This window comes from Chryseobacterium sp. POL2, from assembly GCF_011058315.1.
In the GTDB taxonomy this organism is placed as follows: domain Bacteria; phylum Bacteroidota; class Bacteroidia; order Flavobacteriales; family Weeksellaceae; genus Soonwooa.
Genome location: NZ_CP049298.1, coordinates 85,779 through 106,513, shown reverse-complemented (window position 1 = coordinate 106,513; position 20,735 = coordinate 85,779). Strand labels below are relative to the sequence as shown.

The following is a 20,735-nucleotide window of genomic DNA, read 5'->3' as shown; positions in this document are numbered from 1 at the left end:
TATTTTTTAGTTAGCTACTGAAAACTGTTTTTCAAGTTCTATAGATTTTGGAAAAAGAATATTATTTTCTAAATGAATATGCGTATGCAAGTCGTTTTCAAAATCTTGAAGCATAGCAAAAGTGACACGATAAGTATTACAAGCATCTGCTGGAGGTGTATAGCCATCCGTTAATGTTGCAATTTTTTCTAATCTTTCTCCTTCTACTGTGTGCTCGTGTTTCATCATTTCTACAGGATTTTCTACCGTTCCGAAATGAGGTTGTTCAATAGCTTGACCAGAAATTTTTGCATTTACCATTTTTCTAATGAAAGGGAACAAAATCATTTCTTCTTTCTTTAAATGCGCTGCTAAATCTTGTGCAGAAGCATTGAAAAGATTGGTTATTTCGAACAATTCTGGGTGTCTTCCACCGTGTACTTTACAAAGTTTGTCTAAAAACTGTTGAATAATGGGTGTTTTTTCCTCTACATAACGGTGGTGTGTTTTTTCCACATAATCCGCTAATAAATCCAAAGGCCAAGATTTAAAATCGATGCCAGAAGCGCCTGCTTTTGGAAGGCTTTCCAATTCAGCATAAATTTTATTTTGGTCTAAATCTTTTTTCTCACAAGCTTCTTCGATGGTTCTGCCACCTTTGCAACAAAAATCGATACCATACTTTTTAAAAACAGCTGCTGTTCTAAAATCTTCAGCAACCATATCCCCTATTAAATCTGTTTTTGTGTTCATAATAAAATACTTTTTTATCCTTTATTGTTGTAAAATTTTTTAAGCGAAAAAAGCTGCTCTAGATCTTAAAAAATAAACATAGTTGGAGTATGTTAACCTAAAAAACAAGTTCTAGAACAGCTAAGTTAATTATTTTTTTTGTGATAGAATATATTTCACCATCAATTTTGCGTTTTCTGGACTTAATCCTGTGTGAGGAGTCATTGGGATTTCCCCCCAATTTCCTTTTCCTCCTTCAATAATTTTATTGGCTAACATATCGATGTCGGCTTCAGTATATTTAGCTGCGACATCATGGTAAGAAGGACCTACCAATTGGGCATCAATTTTATGACAAGACATACAGTCTGTACCTTCTACCAATTGTTTACCTTCTTCTTCTGGTGACATTGCTACAGCAGCTTCTGCTTTTTCAGTTGGTTCTTCTAACATAACGTTAGATTCTTGTTGGGGTACTTCTGCAGTAGCTTCTTTTTTTGAACAAGACACAATAACTAAAGATGCTAGCATTCCTGTTAAGATTAACTTTTTCATGATGTTTTTGTTATTATATGTTACTATTTAATTTTAATTATTCAATTCTTTTTTAATGGCATTTACTGTATTATCGATGTCGATATTAAGACCTTCTTTTTGATGAACCAAAAGTCCATCTTTTGAGTAAACGCTGATGATATTGGAGTGCGAAAAGTCCATTGGTGAAATTTGTTTGTATTTCATCGCCAACACGTTGGCAAGTTCGCGGGTATTGGCTTCGCTGCTTCGTAAGAAAAGCCATTGTTTTCCGTCTAGCTTATAAGTTTTCAAAAACTCTTGCATTTTTTCTGGTGTATCATGTTCTGGATCAATAGAAATAAAAACATAGCGCAAATCATCTGGATTTTTGTGAGCTACCTTGGCTTCAATTTGTTTCATGTCTAAGGTTAATTTCGGACATGCCGTTTTGCAAGAGGTGTAAACCATGACCATTGTAAGAACTTTACCCTTCAAATCTTCCAGTTGAATTTTTGTTCCATCGGGTTGCTCCCATTTTGAACTTAAATTGAAAATAGAATTGGGATCTAAGTTTTCAGTTTTTTGCTTGCTGCAGCTTCCCAAAATAAGGACTGAAATACAAGCTATTGCGATGGTTTTAAATATATTTTTCATGATTTCTTACTTTTCAATATTATCTTTTGCACAACGGAATCCGAGGTTGTTAACCGTATAATTGGCTTGCATACTTCCTCGCATTGCAAAGCGAACAAAGGCTGCATAATTCCTAAGATCCGATGACGTTACCGACGCACCTGCACAAAACAAAGTTTCGTTGGCGGCATTGTCTTTTCGGGATTCTCCTGTAATCATCACCGAGCTGAAATCTTCTGTCCATTCCCAAATGGTTCCGTACATATCGTAAATTCCCCAAGCGTTTGGTGCGTGCTGTTTTACAGGTTTTTTATACCACAATTTTTGTTGATAGAGATTCAAAATCTTCACTGTAAAATCAGGATCTTCGGTTGCATCTTTTAGATTTTCACTGGCTCTGGCTGCATATTCCCATTCATCCACTGTTGGTAATCGTTTTCCGACACTTTCGGCGTAAGCTTTTGCGGCGTACCAAGAAACATTGGTAACTGGTGCATCGGGACTTACATCGGCTGGCAACTCATAATCCCCTTTCCAATGATGGAGATATGTGCTGTCTGCATAGAGTTTAATAATTTTACTTTTGACCCATTGAGGATTCGCTTTTAAAAATTCTAAGTATTCATTGTTAGTTATGGCTGTTTCGTCCAGATAAAAGGATTTCACGTAGGTTAGGCTATCGTTTTCTTTTCCAACAAATGCTTTGTAGTAACCGCCGTCAATTTTTTGCATTTTTTTATGGCTGGAAATGAATGCCAACTTAGGCTGCTCTTGCTTTTGTTGTGAAGATTTAGACGACTCTCCGCAAGAAAACAATAACAAAACAAATACTATGTAAATCCAATTTTTCATTTTAAAAGTGAACCACTCAATGGTTATCAAAAGTTTAAAAAACTATTACTATGGAGCTATTTATTTGATTTAAAAACCTTATGGTTGTCTGGCCCAGTAATTTTAATTTTACCCAAAGCGCCTTTGTTGAAAGCTCTGAAAATAGCGTGGTCAACAATCACATATTCACCAGGAACAGTTGCTTTAAACTCTGCAATGGCAGCGCCTCCAGGAGGAATTACAGTAGTTTGCACGTTTTCATTAATTAAGCTTCCACCTTCAACATATACTCTATCGAAAATTTCCCCGATTAAGTGGAAAGAAGACGTCATGTTTGGACCACCGTTTCCTACAAAGAATCTTACTGTTTCGCCTACTTTGGCTTCCAATTCTCCTTTACCTAGCAAAGCACCTGTATGTCCGTTGAACACTACATAATCTGGATGTTCTGCAATGGCTTTATCCATATCAAATTCTTGCAATCCTTTGTCTCCAAATTTTCCTTTGGTATAGAAATCACCTTGCATAATGTAGAATTCTTTATCCACTTTTGGAAGACCTCCTTCAGGTTCAATTAAAATCAAACCATACATTCCGTTGGCGATGTGCATTCCAACTGGTGCAGTGGCACAATGGTACACATACAATCCAGGATTTAAAGCTTTAAAATTAAACACCGCTTCTTTTCCGGGTGCCACGAAAGTAGCTTCTGCACCACCTCCAGGACCATTTACCGCATGAAGGTCGATATTATGAGGGAAAACTGAGTTTTCATTATTTTTAAGGTGAAATTCAATTTCGTCACCTACTCTTGCACGGATAAAACTTCCTGGAACCGAACCACCGAATGTCCAGAAATTGTATTGCGTTCCGTCCGCTAACTCTCCTGTTTTCTCAATAGTTTCAAGACGAACGATGAGTTTTTTGGCAGCACGATCTCCGATGGGAGCAGGAACGTTGGGAGCTTCTGTCAATTTTGCTTCTTCTGCTTCTCCTGCAACTGCGATATTTTCTGTATCAGCAGATTTCGAAGCTGCTCCTGATGTATTTTCTTTACATGCATTAATCGAAAGTCCTGCAAGTAAAATGGCTAAGGGGAAAATGTACTTTTTCATGATGGTTTACATTTAATAGTGAACGGTTGTAATTTTTATTTTATTTATTTGAATTAAGACTAATAAAGAATAACTGAACTTTAATTTATTTAATTAAATACTATAATATATTTTTATCTTTTTTTATGTGAAAAATAGATTTCTCTCTATCTTCTTAAAAATATTTTCTGAGCTTCTAATTGGCTAACAAAATCTCCAATTTTCATTTCATTCAGCATATTTTGCAAATTATTTCTGATATGCCTAAACTCATTATGAACTGGACAAGGATGCGATTCTGAACATTCTTTCAATCCTAAGGCGCAACCTGTAAAAATTTTGTCGCCATCCATTTCTTTTACAATTTCTGCTAAAGAACGGTTAAGACTAATACTATCTAAATAAAAACCGCCTGTTGGTCCTTTTGCAGATTGTACGAAACCTTTTCTGCTGAGATCCTGCAATATTTTTGCGATAAAATATTCAGGAGAATCTATTCCGCTTGCAATATCCTTAATACCAATTCTTCCGCCATCTTTCGTCTGCTGAGTGATGTAGATTAAGGCTCTCAAAGCGTATTCACAAGTTTTGGAAAACATATTCTTTCTTTTTTCTATGACAAAGTTAAATCTAATTCTCCAATAAAAGATAAAAAACTCTTTTATTTGGATATGACTTTAATCAGCTTTATTTTTTGCGGGAATAATATACTTCACTCCCAATTGGATATTGGCCAAATTAGCTTCCATATTGAAACGATTTTTACTAGCATCGCTCTCTTTATAATTCGTATTGAAATATCCAATTTCACCGATACTTGCCGCAATTTTCCAACGTGGACTCAAAAAATAATCAATTCCGGGTTTTATGCTTACACCAAAACTAGAATACGAATTTTTGCTTTGTGCATCACCTACTCCATTGTTAGAAATTGTTGTGTGTTTTACATTTCCAAATTCTAAAGGAAAATCTAATTGACAAAACAAACTGAATTTAGAATCCAGAACCCAAAATTTTCTAAGAGAAGGTGTCACAACGAAAGCCGAAGTTTTGTTTTCTAAACTAAGAACATCCAATGTTGCATTCTGAGATTGCGATTTGTCGATGTCCTGCTTATAACCTGCACTCAGCACAACTGCCCAATTGGGCGCAAAAAAATATCCATAAGTCGGCAAAAACTTGTAGGATTCCATGCTGCTGTTTTTAGAATGATCTTTGGTGTTTGAAAAGCCTATTTGTCCAGAAATAAACTGAGTCCCTTGCGGAACTTGGGCACTTGTCATTCCGAAACACAAAAAACCTGATAAGAGAATGATACGTTTCATGATTTTGAATTTTTAATGATTAAATTTTAAAAACATGTAAATCTAAATAATAAAAGACTAAAAGGTATTTTATTTTAATATGATAAATTTCAGCCTGAATAAAATGTGCTATTAAAATTTCAATATTTTGAATAAAACATCTTAAAGTAATAACATAACACACTAATATCCAGTTTTTTATATTTAGTATTCAACAAATCACAATTCTATATTTAATAATGTAAGATAAAAGTCATATTGAAATTATTGAGAATAGAGGCTACATTTGGGCTATGAAACTTTGGTTTTCCATACTATATTCTAGCTTAATTTTGCTTTGCAGCAGCCAATCTGCATTGCTACAGTTGGATTATGCCGTTAACCAAGATTTCTACGAATTGCATTGTGAGAACAAAGACCAACCAGAGCTCGATTGTCATGGAAAATGTCAAATGTCACAAACCGAAAATCCCAATATTGCCAATTCTCAACTTCTGAAAATTTGTTTCGATTACAGTTTTATTAGTCCAAAAATCATCAATTTTGAAGAAAAAGTTTCTTTCACTTTACAAAATCGTGATGTAAATATTTTCCAAAACCAAATTTATATTTCTCCATCTTTTGAAATCGCGGAAGAACCGCCAACTGTATAGACTTTTTCTAAGATTTATTAAGCTTGGTTTCATATATCAAGTTCCGTTTAATTATTAATAAATTAATCATGTCTCATACAATTATAAAAGCTTTTCCGAAGATTAGCCTAGGTCTTTTTTGCAGTATTGCTGGCCTTAATTTTCTTCATGCACAACAAAATGACAGCCTTCAAATACAAAATATTGAAGTCGTAAAACTCACAAAATTCACATCAAAAAACCATCAAAATTCTAAACAAATCAAGGTAAGTTCCAACCAACTTTTGGATCACGATGCGGGAAATTTCCTAAAAACGCTTCCAGAATTTTCAGGAGTTAAAAAAGCTGGAAACTTCGGCACAGATCCCGTTTTGCGTGGTTTCAAATACGAGCAACTCAATATCGTAACAGATGGTTCCACCTACGCCATCAACGCTTGTCCGAGCCGCATGGATCCTTCTATTTCGCAGATTAATATGAATACCGTAAAAGAAGCGAACATTTACAAAGGACCTTATCAATTTCGTTTTGGTCCTGCTGTGGGCGGCACCATTAATTTTGTATCAGAAAAGCCAAAGTTCAACGACAGTTTAAAACTTAGAAACCGTTTTTCTAGCAGTTACGACAGCAATGGTAGCATTTTTAAAAATGAATGGTTAAGTCAATTAACTTCAAAGAAATTCAATCTTGATATTTTCGCCAGTTACAACGATGGCGACAGATACAAAGATGGCAACGGCGACGAAGTTCGAGCAGCCTTCAAACGCTATTCTGTGGGGACAAAAGTGCAATATCAATGGAATGAAAATAATGTTACGAGCCTGAATGTAACAACCAATCAAGGAAGAAATGTAGAATTTGCGGCTTTAAAAATGGATCTTATTTATGACAAAACTTGGATGGCGCAATTGCAACACAAAACAAATTTTAGAAATTCGGTTTTAAAAGAAATTTCTTACGCTGCCTACCTCACAAATGTTGACCATTCCATGGGATCGCCCAACCGAAATATGGTGAGCAATGTTTCTTCTAAAACTTATGGCGGACGTATAGAAAGCTTTTGGAAAAAATCGACTTGGCAACTTTTTTCTGGTCTTGATGTTAAACATGAAGAGGCAAAAAGTCTTTCTATGACCTCGAAAATGCCAATGATGCCACGCGATGGAAGCAGTTGGCAAGATTCACATATCAATCAATTAGGTTGGTTTAATGAGTTTACTAAAAGCTTTGGAAATAGCAAATTGACCGCTTCTTACCGAATGGATTACAATACTGCAAACGCCGAAGATTTGTCCAAATTATTTGAAAGACTGTACGGAAAAGCTGATAGCGAGCAGATTAATCATAGTTTTAGTTTAGGTTTTCAAAAGCAATTGGCCTCGCATTCGGATTTTGCCATTTGGGTGGGACGTGGACAACGCAGTGGAAGTTTAACAGAGCGTTTTATCAATCGTTTTGCGGTGGGAAACGACAGTTATGAAGTGGTAGGAAATCCGCATATAAAACCCGAAACTAATAATCAGGCGGACATTATTTATACGTTTCATACCGATAATTTTCATTTTCAAGCGGACGTTTTTTATGCTTTGATGCAAAATTATATTGGCGGCGTTCTTAGAAGTGACTTGATAACTGGATCTATGCAAAATCCGACGGTACGACAAATTCAGAATATTAAAAAAGCCATGAAAACAGGTTTTGAATCGAGAGCACATTGGCAATTTTTACCGAATTATAAAACCGATTTGGCGGTGGCATACACTTATGCAGAAGATTTAGAAAAGAAAACGCCATTGGCAGAAATTGCTCCGATTAATATAAAATGGAATCTGGAAGCGCAATATTCGAAACTTATTTTAGGATTAAATTATCGATTTTCTGGAAAACAAAACCGCATTCATCCAGAGTTTGGAGAACTGAAAACCAAAGATTTTTCGGTGTTTGATTGGTATTCGAATTTTAAATTAAATTCAAACATTCAATTCCAGTTTGAAGTTAGCAATTTGTTTAATCGCGCTTATGCGGAACATCTTTCAAGAACTTTGAGCGACAATACGCAACAACGGATTTTAGAACGCGGCCGAAGTTTTAATTTGGGTGTTTTCCTCAACTTTTAAGCTTACAAATAAAAAACGAGTTCAAACATTTTTTGAACTCGTTTTTATTATTTTATGATTTAGAATTTTATCTAAGCTTTTACCCTAATCATTGTTTTAATCTGAATCAGTTTTTCCAACAATTCTTCACGAGAATCCGCCAAAACATTGATATGTCCCATTTTTCGTCCAGGTTTTGTTTCCGTTTTTCCATAAAGGTGAACATAAGTTTTCGGCATTTTGAGAACATTTTCCAAACCTTCATAAATGACTTTTCCTGAAAAATTTTCTGCACCGACAAGGTTTAACATGCCCGAAAAACCAAACGTGTCGGTATCTGCCAAAGGCGCATTGGTCACCACGCGGTACATCTGCTCAAACTGAGAATTGGCATTTCCTTCTTGACTTTGATGTCCCGAATTATGAAGTCTTGGCGCGGTTTCGTTAACCCAAACTTTGCCTTCCGTGTCCAAAAATAACTCGATGGCGAAAAGTCCTGGCGAATCGACAACTGCTAAGAATTTTTCAGTAATCGCTTCTATCTGCCTTGCTACATCGTCGCTAATGTTGGTTGGACAAATATTAAAATCCAGCAAATTCAATTTTGGATCGGCAACCATTTCTGTTACGGGAAAAGTTTTGGTTTCACCATTCTCATTTTTAGCCACAATTACTGATAATTCTTTATCAATATCGACCAATTTTTCTAAAACAGAATCTTCCACCCAAAGCTTTGCCAAATCGTTAGCATCTTTGATCAGCTGAACCCCTTTGCCATCATAGCCTCCTGTGTTAAGCTTTTGCACGAAAGGAAAAGGCATTTTTATTTCATCGGAAGTGCCATCCATAATTTCGAAATCTGGCGATGGAATGTCATGTATTTTGTAAAATTCTTTTTGAAGAATTTTCTGCTGAATGGTTTTAATAATTTGAGAATTAGGAACCACTTTTACACCTTGTTTTTCCAATTCTTCCAGAGCAAGCGCATTAACATGTTCTATCTCTATGGTGACAACATCTTTATCTTTTCCGAAATCCAAAACCGATTGATAGTCATTAAAACTAGCTTTCGTGAAATAAGAAATATTGTGGCAAGGCGCATCAGCAGAGGGATCTATTGTATAAAATTCGTCGTCATATTTCAAAGCATTTTGTATAAACATACGTCCCAGTTGTCCGCCTCCAAGAATTCCGATTTTCATTTTACTTTTTACTTTTTATTTGATTTAAAAGAATTCTTAAGCTTTTTTGACAAATTCTGACTTCAAAGCCATGGATCCGAAACCATCAATTTTGCAATCGATATTATGATCGCTATCTGGATTAAGGCGAATATTTTTCACTTTAGTTCCTGCTTTCACAGGTTTTGGAGCACCTTTTACGGGAAGATCTTTTACAACAACGACAGAGTCTCCATTTTGTAATTCGTTTCCATTGGCATCGAGAATTTTGCTTTCCATATCAATTTCTGCGGGATCCCATTCGTGGAAACATTGTGAACAAGTCATAAGATTTCCGTTTTCATAAGTGTACTCCGACTGACATTTTGGGCAAATATGTGTATCGCTCATTTTTTAGAATTTTAAAATTTGTAGCCCAAATATACCGAAGAAAAACAAGAACCTAAAGTTTCCCTGAGAAAAATCCCGATTATCTTGTAAAAACAAAGCATTAGAATTATATTTGTGGCATGACGGAAATCATCATTTTATTCTTAGGCGCGGTCGCAGCAGGACTTTTGGGATCGTTAACAGGATTAGGCGGCGGCGTCATTATTATCCCGCTTTTAACATTAGGTTTCGGCGTACCTATGCATTATGCGATTGGCGCTTCTTTGATATCAGTCATCGGAACATCTTCTGGTGCAGCCGTAGCTTTTGTAAAAGAAGGTTTTACAAATATGCGGATTGGGATGTTCTTAGAAATTGCCACAACCGCGGGCGCTATTTTGGGAGCTTTGGTATCAGGAATGTTAAATCCCAATACCATAGGAATCATCTTCGCAAGTATTTTGATTTTAACAGTTATTCTAAATCTTAAAGGAAAGCCCGACCATCAGGAACCACTTATCGAAGGCAGTCTAGAACACAAACTAAAACTTTATGGCACTTTTCCTGATAAAGGCGTTATTAAAAAATATTCGGCCCGACATACAATTCCAGGATTTTTTATGATGATGTTCGCAGGTGCTATGTCTGGACTTTTAGGAATTGGCTCTGGCGCGTTGAAGGTTTTAGCCATGGATAATATGATGAGATTGCCCTTCAAAGTTTCTACCACGACGAGTAATTTTATGATTGGCGTAACGGCTGTAGCCGGTGCTTTAATCTTTTTTCAACGTGGGGAAATTATTCCTGTAATTGTAGCGCCTGTTCTTATTGGCGTTGTTGTAGGAAGTTTTATTGGTTCTAAAACTTTGATGGTTTCTAAAACTAAAAAACTGAAAACTTTTTTCGCGATTGTCATTACAATTTTGTCAATATATATGATGTATAACGGTGTAACTAATAATTTTAAATGAAAAAAGAATTTACAGACATCGACCTTAATCGTTCTGTTGGCAATCTGCTCCGTCTTGGGGTTATTTTGTCAGTTATAACGTCATTAATTGGTTTTATAAAATTGTATCTGGAAGGCTTCAAAATGCCTGAAAATTATAAAGATCTTAGCACGCCAACAGATCATGTATGGCAAACTTTTTGGACATCTTTAACCAATTTTGAAGGAATTGGCATTATCCAACTCGGAATATTAATTTTAATTCTTACACCGTTGATGCGAATTATTTTTGCGCTAATCGGTTACTTGAAAGAGAAAGATTACACTTACGTTATTATTTCGGCAATCGTTCTCTGCATCATGATTATTAGTTTTGTAAGTGGATACTCCCATTAAAAACTAGGATTAAAACTGCATCACATCTTTTACAACGCCACCTTTTTGGGTAAATTGTAATAAATCTTGATTGATGAAATTTTCAATTTTGTCTTGTTGCAAATCGTTCGGAAATAACAAATGGACATTTGCCCCTGCATCCAAGGTAAAAAATAACGGCAAACCAGTAATTCTACGGAAATCCCAAATTCTATTAATGACTTCTAAAGTCCCCGTTTTCATCAAAATGAAAGCAGGATCGCTCATCATCATCATCGCGTGAAGCGTTAAAGCCTCATGCTCTGTTAATTTTATGAACGCTTCCAAATCTCCAGTTGCTAGAATACTTTTCAGTTTTTCAAAATTTTCGTGCGCTTCTTGGAAACGTCTTTCTGCATAAGGATTGGTAGTCATCAAACCATGTCCAACCGTTGAGGATACGCTTTTTTCACCTTCATGAATCAACAATACCCAATCATTAAAATTTTTGAATATTGGATGAATTTCCTCATTCGGATATGCCACTGCAAATAGATCAGAACTCGTCGCAAGTTCCTGCGTTTTTCCCCAAACAACTAGTCCGTTATACAAGCTACGACAAGCACTTCCGCTTCCTAATCTTGCTAAAAAAGACGCTTTCTGGATTTTGAATTCTAATGAATAAGCTTCTGGATTAAACACTTCATCCAAAGTCATCAAACATTTTGCAATGGCACCAAAACCTGATGCAGAACTTGCAATTCCCGAGCTGTGTGGAAATGTATTTTCGGTCTTAATAATGTATTTTCCTTGAAGAATCCACGGAAGATAAACTTCAATACTTTTAAAATATTTTTCTATTTTTTCAGCGAATTTTTTCTCTTCGTTTCCTGATAAAAAAGTCTGAACAGAAAAAGCTTCGCCAGCCACAAACTCCATTGAAGTATTGGTTTTGCAATGATTCAAAGTATAACTAATGCTGGGATTAGCTGGAATTTGATTTTCATATTTTCCCCAATATTTAATAATCGCAATATTCGAAGGACAAGATTCTGTCACGTTTTGGTTAGTAATTTTAAAATCTTTATTTCCTAAAAATTGGCTTTCCACTTTTTCTATTTTATTTTAATTATTGATTTTCCTTATCGTTGTATTGTGGCTTCGACTTCGTAAAGTCAAACTACAATTAGTTATACATTTTTTCGATAAGCTTGCTGTATTTTTCCAAAACGACTTTTCGTCTTACTTTAAGAGTAGGAGTCATTTCTCCCAAATCCATTTGAAAATCTCGAGGTAATAATGTTATTTTTTTGATTTTTTCGTAATCCGCCAAATCCTTTTGAAGCTCATTAATTTTTGAATTATAAAATTCAATGATTTTGGGATTTTCAATCAGTTCTTCGTGCGACGAGCATGTAATATTTTGCTGTTTTGCCATGTCATCCAAAGTCTCAAAATTCGGAACAATAATCGCGGTTACATACGAGCGTCCTTCCGCAACAAGAACTGCTTGCTGTACAAAAGCATCGTTGGTCAAAAGGTTTTCGATAGCTTGTGGCGAAATGTATTTTCCGTTGGATGTCTTCATCAAATCCTTGATGCGGTCTGTAATTGTTAGATTTCCATCTTTGTCAATCGTTCCGCAATCGCCCGTGCGGAACCAGCCATCTTCTGTGAAAACCGCTGCTGTCTCTTCGGGACGGTTGTAATAACCTTTCATAATACCATTACCTTTTGCAAGAATTTCTTCATTGTCCCCAATTTTAAGTTGAACACCAGGCAAAGCACGTCCAGTTGTTCCATAAACAAAGTTGGTTAATGGATAAAGCGCCAAAGTTGCCGTAGTCTCTGTCAAACCGTAGCCAATGGTTAAATGAATGCCCAACGCGTCAAAAAACTTAGCAATCTCAGGCGATATCGAAGCGCCGCCACATGGCATAAACCAAAGTTTCCCACCTAGTTGGTTTTTAATTTTTTTGAAAACTAAGCTGTTGGCAACATTATATTTTACAGACAATCCCAATGGAATTGACTTTTCTAATCGTTTTAATTCGTGATATTCTGCCCCAATAGCCAATGCCCAATTGAAAATCTTCTGTTTGGCTGGTGAAGAATTTTTGATGGTTTCCTGAATTTTAATGTAAATTTTCTGATAAAATCTAGGAACAGAACACATCATCGTTGGTTTTACAATCGGAAGTTCTTCTGCAATCGTTTTGGTATTTGTCAAAAACGAAACTTTAGCACCACCATACAAGGATAGCAATGTCCAGCTTCTTTCAAAAACGTGTGTTAATGGCAAAAATGCAAACGAATGTTCATCCTCGAAATTTTTAAATTTAAAAAATTCAAAATGGGCATCAAAAGCTTTCACAAAATTAGAATGCATCAACACAACTCCTTTCGGAACGCCAGTTGTCCCCGATGTGTAGATAATGGTTGCGATATCATCTTCTGCCATATCTTCGATTTCCAATTGCTCGCTGGCTTTTAATATAAACTTCTGAAGATGAAAACTCTGCTCATGGATAAGACGTTCGTAGGTTTTGGTAACAATGATTTTTTCCAAATTTGGACATTCTTCCAACATCGCAATAGCATTGTCATATTGCTCTTTGTTGCCCGTTAAAATCATTTTGGCACCACTATCCTGAACCACGTATTTTGCCTGATCCTTCGTATTGGTCGCATAGATTGGTACCGTAACCGCACCTATGGCGAGAATTGCCAAATCCATCGTAATCCACTCCGCTGAGTTGTCGGAATAGATTGCCACGCGATCTCCTTTCTGGATGCCAGCCTCCTTCAAAGCATTTGCGGTTTTGAAAACCACCGTTTTGAATTTCCGCCATGTAATATGCGACCAACCGGCGCCACTTTTGAAGCCAATCGCTTGTTTTAAAGGATAGTTTTGTGCATTCGTTATTAGGAAATTCGCAATATTCATCGTTGATCTTGTATATAATTTTTCAAATGGAAATCGAGGCTTTCCATGACTGGAATAAACTGATAATCCAATTGTTTTTTAATTTTTTTGTTGCTGATTTTGGATTCGGAAGTTATGGCTTCTATGTTGACTTTATTGGCCATTTTAAGGCTTGGTATAAGCCATCCTAAAAGAAAATTAAGCGCTTTTCCAATATTTAAAATCGATTTAGAAATAATGCTAACGGACGATTTTCCAACGGTGTGCCGTACTTTATTTGCAACAATTTCGTTTTTAACATTTTCTGAAACCAAAGCAAATCTCTCACTAAAAACATTAGAATCCATCAGACAAATGGCAATATTAGCAACATCGCGAACATCGATATAAGCCGACGAACCTTCTGTAGAAAAATTTGATTTCGCCAATTGTCCAAACATCTCACCACTACTCGATTTCCAGTTTCCAGAACCTATGATAATTCCTGGATTGACAATCACCACATTAAGGCCTTCTGCCGCGGAACGCCAAATTTCCATTTCAGAAAAATGCTTGGACTTGGCATAAGAAGAATGCTCGAACTTAGAGTTATAATCGCAAGTTTCGTCCTGAAAACCATCTTCATTAAAACCATCCAAAACTGCGATGGAACTCACAAAACAAAACTTCTCAACCGAAGAATCTTGAGTGGCATACAAAAGATTTTTGGTGCCTTCGATATTGGTTTTGTACATTTTGTCGCGATCTTTCGGATGAAAGCTGACTTTTGCAGCACAATGATAAACTTCGGAAACTTGTTGTAGACTTTGTTCTAAAGAAAAAACATCATTAAAATCGGTATCAATCCATTCAATTTGATTAAAATAAAAATCGGGCTGCTCTGTGTAAAACTTAAACGAGTTTAACACGTCTTTTGTATCGCTATTAGGACGTTTTGTAGCTCGTACTTTTCTACCTTGTTTCAGAAGTTCCAAAACAATAACGCGCCCCAAAATGCCTGTTGCTCCCGTTACTAAAATAAATTGATCTTGTGGATGTGCCTCCAATCTGTTGTTATTAATTAATCAAATCCCGACAAAGATACGCATTGAAACTCTAAATTAAAATTTCTTATTTATCAAACAAAAATGTCTTAACCGCTGTTGCAAAATCCACAGGATTATTCGCTTGTACCCAATGTGCCGCATTGGCAATTTCCGCCAAACTAGAGTTCGGGAATTGTTGCTTGATTAAAAAATCATCTTGAGGCAAAATATAATTGGATTTTGACCCTTTAATAAATAATGTTGGTCCGTTGTAAACACCGAATTTAATAGCATTAGAAACAAATTCTGTATAGTTATCTGCTAAAGTCTGTAGGTTAAAACGCCAATCCAATTTTTTGTCATCATTCCAATACAAATTTTTCATCAAAAACTGAATAACAAAAGTTTCTGGAATATACTGCTTCAACACTTCTTCTACATCATGACGCGATTCTACTTTAGAAAAATCAACCGTTTGTAAGGCTTTTATAATACCTTGGTGATGTGGCGGATAAGCTTTTGGCGAAATATCAACAACAATCAATTTTTCAACTTTTTCAGGGAAATTTATCGCACATTGCATCACGGCTTTTCCTCCTAAAGAATGCCCTAGCAGATAAACTTTTTCGATATGATGCGCTTGCATGTAATTCATAATATCATTCGCTAAATCATCGTGTGTCATCGACTGAGAATGGAAGCTGCGTCCATGATTGCGAAGGTCCAACAAATGTGTTGGCATCAGCTCTCCAAATTCTTTTCCAAAACTTCCCCAATTGTCTAACATCCCAAACAAACCATGCAATACCAAAAGCGGCGTTCCAGATTTGTCTTCTCCATATATTTTTGAATGTAAAATTTCCATTTTTTGATTTTAAATTTTTGATTCTGAATTTCAAAACCGAATTTTCAACTTCTAACTTCTAACTTCTAACTTAACAATTTACCATTTCGCCAAACGCTTCAGATAAGCTTGTATCGTGTTTTCTAATCCCATATACAAAGCTTCAGAAATCAAAGCATGACCGATAGAGACTTCTAAAAGATTCGGGATATTATCTGAAAAATATTTTAAATTTTCTAAACTCAAATCATGTCCAGCATTGATGCCCAAGTTATATTCGGTTGCTTTAACAGCCGTTTCGTAATAATCTTTAATCGCAGCTTCTTTATTTTCTAGATAATGCTTTGCATAAGCTTCGGTATAAAGTTCGATACGCTCGGTTCCTGTTTTGGCCGCCCATTCCACCATTTCTGGATTTGGATCCAAAAAAATGGATGTACGGATGCCCGCATTTTTAAACTGAGCAACAATATCCGTCAACTTATCCAAATGCGTTTTGCAGTCCCAACCAGCATTAGAAGTTATAGCATCATCAGCATCGGGCACTAGCGTGACTTGTTCTGGCTTCACGTCCAAAACCATTTTGATAAAGTCTGGATGCGGATTACCTTCGATATTAAACTCTGTCGTCACCAAAGGCTTTAGATCATAAACATCTTTTCTCGTGATGTGTCTTTCGTCTGGACGTGGATGAATGGTGATGCCTTGCGCGCCAAATTTTTGAGCATCCACCGCAATTTGAGTAACACTTGGCACATCGCCCCCTCTAGCATTTCGCAAAGTGGCTATTTTATTAATATTGACACTAAGTTTTGTTGTCATTTTAAGTTTAAAATAATTAAGATTAAATTTTATTGACTTGCATAATTTCTAAACCGAAATCCTGAGCACCTACCAAAAGATGATCAAAAATATCGGACTGTACACGCTCATAATCCGCAAGATTCGAATAAATAGTAAAGCAATAAATCTCCAATGGAAGACCTTGCGGCGTATTTTCTAGTTGTCGAACGAGGATAATTTCTTTCTGTTCGATATCAGGATTATGCTTGAGATAAGTTTCGACGTATTTTCTAAAAACACCAATATTTGTTAATTGTTGGCGGTTAAGATCATTTTCTGGATTATGATAATCATTAAGTTCTTTGGCGATTTCGGAACGTTTTAATTTGATATAATCAGCAATTAAGTTTACTTTTTCTAAACGATCAAGATCTTCTTCTGACAAAAAATGGAAAGATTTAATATTAAAAATCATTGAACGCTTTATACGACGAAGATTACCTTCGGTCATTACTTGATAATTTCGAATCTCTGTGGTCATCAAATCGTAAGTCGGAACTGTAGAAATGGTTTTATCGAAGTTCAAAATTTTAGTTGTCAGTAGGCTTATTTCCATCACATTTCCTTCGAGGTTATATTTTGGAATTCCGATCCAGTCGCCTACTTTCAGACTTCTGGAAGTTGCCACATGAATCCCCGTTACAAAGCCCAAAATGGTATCTCTAAAAACCAAAACCAACATCGCAGTTATCGCCCCTAGACTTCCTAAAATAGTCCCCGAACTGATATTGAAAATAATTTTTATCGCAATAAAAAGCAATACAACGCCTCCAAAAATCTTTAGCGTTTGAGAAATTGCACGAAAAGCGATCAACTTGTAACTGTCTTTGACTAAGATATAATAATTTTCGACGGCGTTATAAAGTCGAAGCCCCAATCCCGCGATAACAACCACTTGGCCGACATCCACAATCTTGTCCAAAACCCCTTTGGTAATCCTGTGCATACCTGCATAAAAAATCGAATCTAAAGCAAACGTACAAAGCCCCAAAGCAATAATATGTGCAATAGAATTAAAAAACTTCGCCTTGAATAAGGAATAAATAAATGGATATTTTTCGGGCTTCGAAAAATAGTTGGACACCAGTTTAAAAGCCAATTTTATTAAAAAATCCATCAAAAACAAAAAGCCCAAAAGAACCAAAATCTTGCAGGTCACCTGAAAAATCCAAGCGATATCTCCGCGGAAATACTGATCAAAAAAGACATTAATCTGATCACTGATATTTTGCAAAAAATCTTTGGTATCGTCCAACTCGTCTTTCATATTGACAAAATTAACAATTTATTTTTCACCTAACCGAAAATCCTTACTTTTATATCAAATATAAAAATATGGATGTTGGACTGATTAGCTTACTCAGTATCATTTTATTAATTATTGGGCTTCTCGGCACTTTTTTACCAGTTTTACCTGGTTTGGTGGTGAGTCTTGCTGGACTTTTAATTTTTAAATTCGGGACCGACTCAGAAATGCCAATGTTATATGTTTGGATTTTTTCGGGTTTAACGATTATTTCAGGCATTCTTAATTATATCATTCCTGCAAGAACCAACAAAAAATATGGCGGAACACGCTGGGGAAGCATTGGCTCCTTTATCGGAACTATAGCTGGTATATTTTTAATCCCTATTCCTTTTGGCTTTCTTATTGGGATGCTTTTAGGCGTTTTCCTTGGCGAGCTTTTGCACGACATCAGCGACAAGAAAAAAGCTTTTAATTCTATGAAAGGTGCTTTCATCGGCTTTATATATGGCGCAGGTTTTAGCTTTATGATTGGATTGGCCATGTTTTTGGTAGTACTTTATTATGCTTTCTTTTAAATAAAATAAATTATGATACGTCCCACGATTATTACAACAATGATTTTAGCAAGTTTACTAAGCTGCGAATCACAAAAAACAATGGTGCAAAATAATGATACACCAAAGCAAACTTCACAAAGCAATATGTATAAAAATGTAGAAATTCTGCAAGGAAAAGACACCCAAATCGCCGATGGAAAAATCAATATTACTTTTAAAGAAATTATAGAAGATAGCCGATGTCCAGAAGGTGTAACTTGTGTGTGGGCTGGCGTTGCCATTGTCGAGATCGAAGTGATGACACCATCGTCGCGCCCAAGAACGATCCAGTTGGCAACTATGGATTTGCCTAGCCGAAATCTGAAAAACACAGAAAATGTCTATGGTTATAATTTTACTTTAAAATCCGTAAATCCCTATCCAAAAGAATCAGGAAAACAAAATGAGGCACAAAAAAACATTTTAATCGACATCACAAAAACAGAATAAAAACTACCAATTAATTGACGATTTTGAATGCTGTTCAAGATATTGATTAATTCTAGAAAAAGGCTGACTTCCAAAAAAACCTCGATGTACCGAAAATGGTGACGGGTGTGCGGATGTCAAAATAAAATGCTTGGCAGGGTTGATTAACGCTGCTTTTTTTTGTGCAAATGCGCCCCAAAGTACAAATACAACATGCTCACCTCGGTCCGAGATTTGGTGAATAATAAAATCTGTAAACCTTGACCAATCTAGGTATTTGTGAGAATTTGGCTCATGCGCTTTAACCGTTAAACTTACATTCAGCATCAAAACACCTTGTTTTCCCCAATCCTCAAGATCGGTTCGGGAACGTTCAATGCCGAGATCCGACTTTAGTTCGAGAAAAATATTTTTAAGCGAAGGTGGTGCTTTCACACCTTCTGCAACAGAAAAAGACAAACCATTGGCCTGGCCGTCATTATGATAGGGATCTTGGCCGATAATTACAACTTTTATAACATCAAAAGGCGTCACCTTCAAAGCTCTGAAAATTTGATTTTTCGGAGGAAAACATTTATTAACACTATATTCATAGGTTACATTTTCCCATAATGTTTTAAAATACTCGGTTTCTTTAATTGGTGCTAAAACTTCTTCCCATGTCATTTCACAAAATTAAAGCGAATAAATTACTTAAACAAACTACTTAAAAATTGATTTTGTATAATTTTTGATAATTTTAAACAAAACAAAAACATGCTAAAAGATTTTTCGAGTCTTGCTAAAGACATCAACATACCGACCGAAAATTTAAAAAAATTCGTGCAAGATTTTGAATTAAGCCTCAGTTCTGTAATAACGAACGAAATGAATGTCACCCCAGAATTCACAAAATTTGTCAAAGAGCAAAAAGATTTTCTTTCCAAATACAGCGAAGATTTAGAAAAAGAAAAATCAACCGAAGACATTGCCAACACGATACAAAAACCATCTAAAGATGTTGAAGACCTCATCAAAAAAGAATATACAAACATTTTTGACAATGGACCTTACAAAACCTCGATTTCCAGTTTTAATATCGATCGAGAATTGGGTGGCGATTATCGATTCGTTTACGATTATTTCGGAAAAAAATCGCCTTTATGTCAAAAGGATTTTATCGGTTACAGCGATTTGTATTTTTATATTATAGACATGCTAGAACCCTTTACAGATGAAAACCAACTCAACAATTGGGGAATCCATCGCGCTGCGGGGATCATCTTGTATGGACCTCCAGGAAGTGGCAAAATATTTTGGGCAAAACGTATTGCAGATATTATTAAATATAAATTTGAGGCGATCCGAAAATCATTTTTAAAAACCAACTTTTTCGACCACGAAAAATCAGACTTCAACGACTTTTTGGTATCGATCATGAAACAGAAAAAAGTCTTATTATTTCTTGATGATTTCGATGTTATCATGGAAGAAAAAGAGGAAAAAGAAGATTATATCTGGGAGCTTAAAGAAACAAAAAATATTATTCTCCATACCATTGACAAGTTTGAGAAAGAACAGATATTAATGATTGGCGCGGCAAAAAACGTATCAGACATCGATCCAGAAATTCTAGCGCCTGGCCGATTTGACATGATGATTCCGATATTCCCACCCAATCCACAGGAACGCGCCGAAATGATTTTGTATTATATGTTACAAAATTTAACGCAAGATGCCACACTTTTAGAAGTTCTGAAATTCAACAAAGCAGACCAATTACCCTTCTGGCGAGAAAGCGCACAAAAGATGAAAGCTTTTTCAAACACGATGATTATCGACTTTACCCAAAGTTTGAAAAAGAGAATCCGAAATCTTTATCTTAAAAAAGAAGTTATAAGTTTAAAAATTGACCAAAGCCTTCTGGATGCCGCATTGAAAGAAGCGACAGGCAAATTAACCGAAGAATACCTCAACAGCGTTCTACTTTTTTTAGAAGAAGTCAGCATCAACTCGGAAGAAGAATTTTACAAGAGAATTGTAACACTTAAAGACGAACTTCAATTTTACATAAAAAAAGAAGAGCCTATGCGAAGCATTGGATTTAATAAAGAACACCCATACAATAATTAGTTGGCCTAAAATTATTATTTGTAGCTCTTAATGTCTAATTT

23 protein-coding genes are annotated in these 20,735 nt (G+C 35.7%); 7 read left to right on the top strand and 16 right to left on the bottom strand.

The window, feature by feature from the left end:
• Window positions 1–6: 6 nt before the first annotated feature.
• The 7 genes from ric to G6R40_RS00475 form a co-directional block, all read right to left on the bottom strand.
• Entirely contained in the window at window positions 7–732 is a 726-nt protein-coding gene (gene ric, locus G6R40_RS00505; RefSeq protein ID WP_165130528.1) for an iron-sulfur cluster repair di-iron protein, read from the bottom strand.
• A 129-nt stretch (window positions 733–861) separates the two neighbouring features.
• Window positions 862–1,266, bottom strand: coding sequence for a c-type cytochrome (locus tag G6R40_RS00500; RefSeq protein WP_165130526.1), 405 nt, complete (start codon window positions 1,264–1,266; stop codon window positions 862–864).
• A 33-nt stretch (window positions 1,267–1,299) separates the two neighbouring features.
• Window positions 1,300–1,881, bottom strand: a complete 582-nt coding sequence (locus G6R40_RS00495) for an SCO family protein (protein WP_185670495.1) — start codon at window positions 1,879–1,881, stop codon at window positions 1,300–1,302.
• 6 nt (window positions 1,882–1,887) lie between these two features.
• Window positions 1,888–2,592, bottom strand: a complete 705-nt coding sequence (locus G6R40_RS00490; RefSeq protein ID WP_228455882.1) for a formylglycine-generating enzyme family protein — start codon at window positions 2,590–2,592, stop codon at window positions 1,888–1,890.
• 176 nt (window positions 2,593–2,768) lie between these two features.
• On the bottom strand, window positions 2,769–3,806 hold the full coding sequence (nirK, locus tag G6R40_RS00485; RefSeq protein ID WP_165130513.1) for a copper-containing nitrite reductase: 1,038 nt from the start codon (window positions 3,804–3,806) through the stop codon (window positions 2,769–2,771).
• Window positions 3,807–3,952: 146 nt separating this feature from the next.
• On the bottom strand, window positions 3,953–4,384 hold the full coding sequence (locus G6R40_RS00480) for an RrF2 family transcriptional regulator (RefSeq protein ID WP_165130511.1): 432 nt from the start codon (window positions 4,382–4,384) through the stop codon (window positions 3,953–3,955).
• A gap of 78 nt (window positions 4,385–4,462) precedes the next feature.
• Entirely contained in the window at window positions 4,463–5,110 is a 648-nt protein-coding gene (locus tag G6R40_RS00475) for an outer membrane beta-barrel protein (protein WP_165130509.1), read from the bottom strand.
• A gap of 272 nt (window positions 5,111–5,382) precedes the next feature.
• Here G6R40_RS00475 and G6R40_RS00470 point away from each other — a divergent pair, with 272 nt between their 5' ends.
• Window positions 5,383–5,742, top strand: a complete 360-nt coding sequence (locus G6R40_RS00470) for a hypothetical protein (protein ID WP_165130507.1) — start codon at window positions 5,383–5,385, stop codon at window positions 5,740–5,742.
• 68 nt (window positions 5,743–5,810) lie between these two features.
• Complete coding sequence (locus tag G6R40_RS00465; RefSeq protein ID WP_165130505.1) at window positions 5,811–7,838, top strand: TonB-dependent receptor domain-containing protein; 2,028 nt, start codon at window positions 5,811–5,813, stop codon at window positions 7,836–7,838.
• A gap of 71 nt (window positions 7,839–7,909) precedes the next feature.
• Here the strand turns inward: G6R40_RS00465 and G6R40_RS00460 are convergent, their stop codons facing one another.
• Window positions 7,910–9,019, bottom strand: coding sequence for a 5-(carboxyamino)imidazole ribonucleotide synthase (locus G6R40_RS00460; RefSeq protein ID WP_165130503.1), 1,110 nt, complete (start codon window positions 9,017–9,019; stop codon window positions 7,910–7,912).
• Between the two features lie 36 nt (window positions 9,020–9,055).
• Window positions 9,056–9,388: a zinc ribbon domain-containing protein YjdM gene (locus tag G6R40_RS00455; protein ID WP_165130501.1), complete on the bottom strand. Its 333-nt coding sequence runs from the start codon at window positions 9,386–9,388 to the stop codon at window positions 9,056–9,058.
• Window positions 9,389–9,507: 119 nt separating this feature from the next.
• On the opposite strand from G6R40_RS00455, the gene G6R40_RS00450 reads away from it, so the two are divergent.
• On the top strand, window positions 9,508–10,338 hold the full coding sequence (locus G6R40_RS00450) for a sulfite exporter TauE/SafE family protein (RefSeq protein ID WP_165130499.1): 831 nt from the start codon (window positions 9,508–9,510) through the stop codon (window positions 10,336–10,338).
• Window positions 10,335–10,712, top strand: a complete 378-nt coding sequence (locus G6R40_RS00445) for a DUF1634 domain-containing protein (RefSeq protein WP_165130498.1) — start codon at window positions 10,335–10,337, stop codon at window positions 10,710–10,712. Before G6R40_RS00450 ends, G6R40_RS00445 begins: the two co-directional genes overlap by 4 nt.
• A gap of 9 nt (window positions 10,713–10,721) precedes the next feature.
• On the opposite strand, the gene G6R40_RS00440 is transcribed toward G6R40_RS00445, so the two are convergent.
• From G6R40_RS00440 to G6R40_RS00415, 6 genes are all read right to left on the bottom strand, one after another.
• Complete coding sequence (locus tag G6R40_RS00440; RefSeq protein ID WP_165130497.1) at window positions 10,722–11,780, bottom strand: diphosphomevalonate/mevalonate 3,5-bisphosphate decarboxylase family protein; 1,059 nt, start codon at window positions 11,778–11,780, stop codon at window positions 10,722–10,724.
• A 76-nt stretch (window positions 11,781–11,856) separates the two neighbouring features.
• Window positions 11,857–13,617: an AMP-dependent synthetase/ligase gene (locus G6R40_RS00435; RefSeq protein WP_165130496.1), complete on the bottom strand. Its 1,761-nt coding sequence runs from the start codon at window positions 13,615–13,617 to the stop codon at window positions 11,857–11,859.
• Window positions 13,614–14,642, bottom strand: coding sequence for an NAD-dependent epimerase/dehydratase family protein (locus G6R40_RS00430; protein ID WP_228455881.1), 1,029 nt, complete (start codon window positions 14,640–14,642; stop codon window positions 13,614–13,616). Before G6R40_RS00430 ends, G6R40_RS00435 begins: the two co-directional genes overlap by 4 nt.
• Window positions 14,643–14,706: 64 nt before the next feature.
• On the bottom strand, window positions 14,707–15,486 hold the full coding sequence (locus tag G6R40_RS00425; RefSeq protein WP_165130495.1) for an alpha/beta fold hydrolase: 780 nt from the start codon (window positions 15,484–15,486) through the stop codon (window positions 14,707–14,709).
• A 78-nt stretch (window positions 15,487–15,564) separates the two neighbouring features.
• Entirely contained in the window at window positions 15,565–16,287 is a 723-nt protein-coding gene (locus G6R40_RS00420; RefSeq protein WP_165130494.1) for a pyridoxine 5'-phosphate synthase, read from the bottom strand.
• 22 nt (window positions 16,288–16,309) lie between these two features.
• On the bottom strand, window positions 16,310–17,575 hold the full coding sequence (locus G6R40_RS00415; protein ID WP_165130493.1) for a mechanosensitive ion channel family protein: 1,266 nt from the start codon (window positions 17,573–17,575) through the stop codon (window positions 16,310–16,312).
• Between the two features lie 68 nt (window positions 17,576–17,643).
• On the opposite strand from G6R40_RS00415, the gene G6R40_RS00410 reads away from it, so the two are divergent.
• Together G6R40_RS00410 and G6R40_RS00405 are read left to right on the top strand one after the other, a co-directional pair.
• Window positions 17,644–18,132 (top strand): DUF456 domain-containing protein, encoded by a 489-nt coding sequence (locus tag G6R40_RS00410; protein WP_165130492.1) that lies wholly within the window; start codon window positions 17,644–17,646, stop codon window positions 18,130–18,132.
• Between the two features lie 12 nt (window positions 18,133–18,144).
• Window positions 18,145–18,603, top strand: coding sequence for a hypothetical protein (locus G6R40_RS00405; RefSeq protein WP_165130491.1), 459 nt, complete (start codon window positions 18,145–18,147; stop codon window positions 18,601–18,603).
• 3 nt (window positions 18,604–18,606) lie between these two features.
• Here the strand turns inward: G6R40_RS00405 and G6R40_RS00400 are convergent, their stop codons facing one another.
• Window positions 18,607–19,248, bottom strand: a complete 642-nt coding sequence (locus G6R40_RS00400; RefSeq protein WP_165130490.1) for a uracil-DNA glycosylase — start codon at window positions 19,246–19,248, stop codon at window positions 18,607–18,609.
• Between the two features lie 90 nt (window positions 19,249–19,338).
• Here G6R40_RS00400 and G6R40_RS00395 point away from each other — a divergent pair, with 90 nt between their 5' ends.
• Window positions 19,339–20,694, top strand: a complete 1,356-nt coding sequence (locus tag G6R40_RS00395; RefSeq protein WP_165130489.1) for an AAA family ATPase — start codon at window positions 19,339–19,341, stop codon at window positions 20,692–20,694.
• Window positions 20,695–20,735 lie beyond the last annotated feature (41 nt).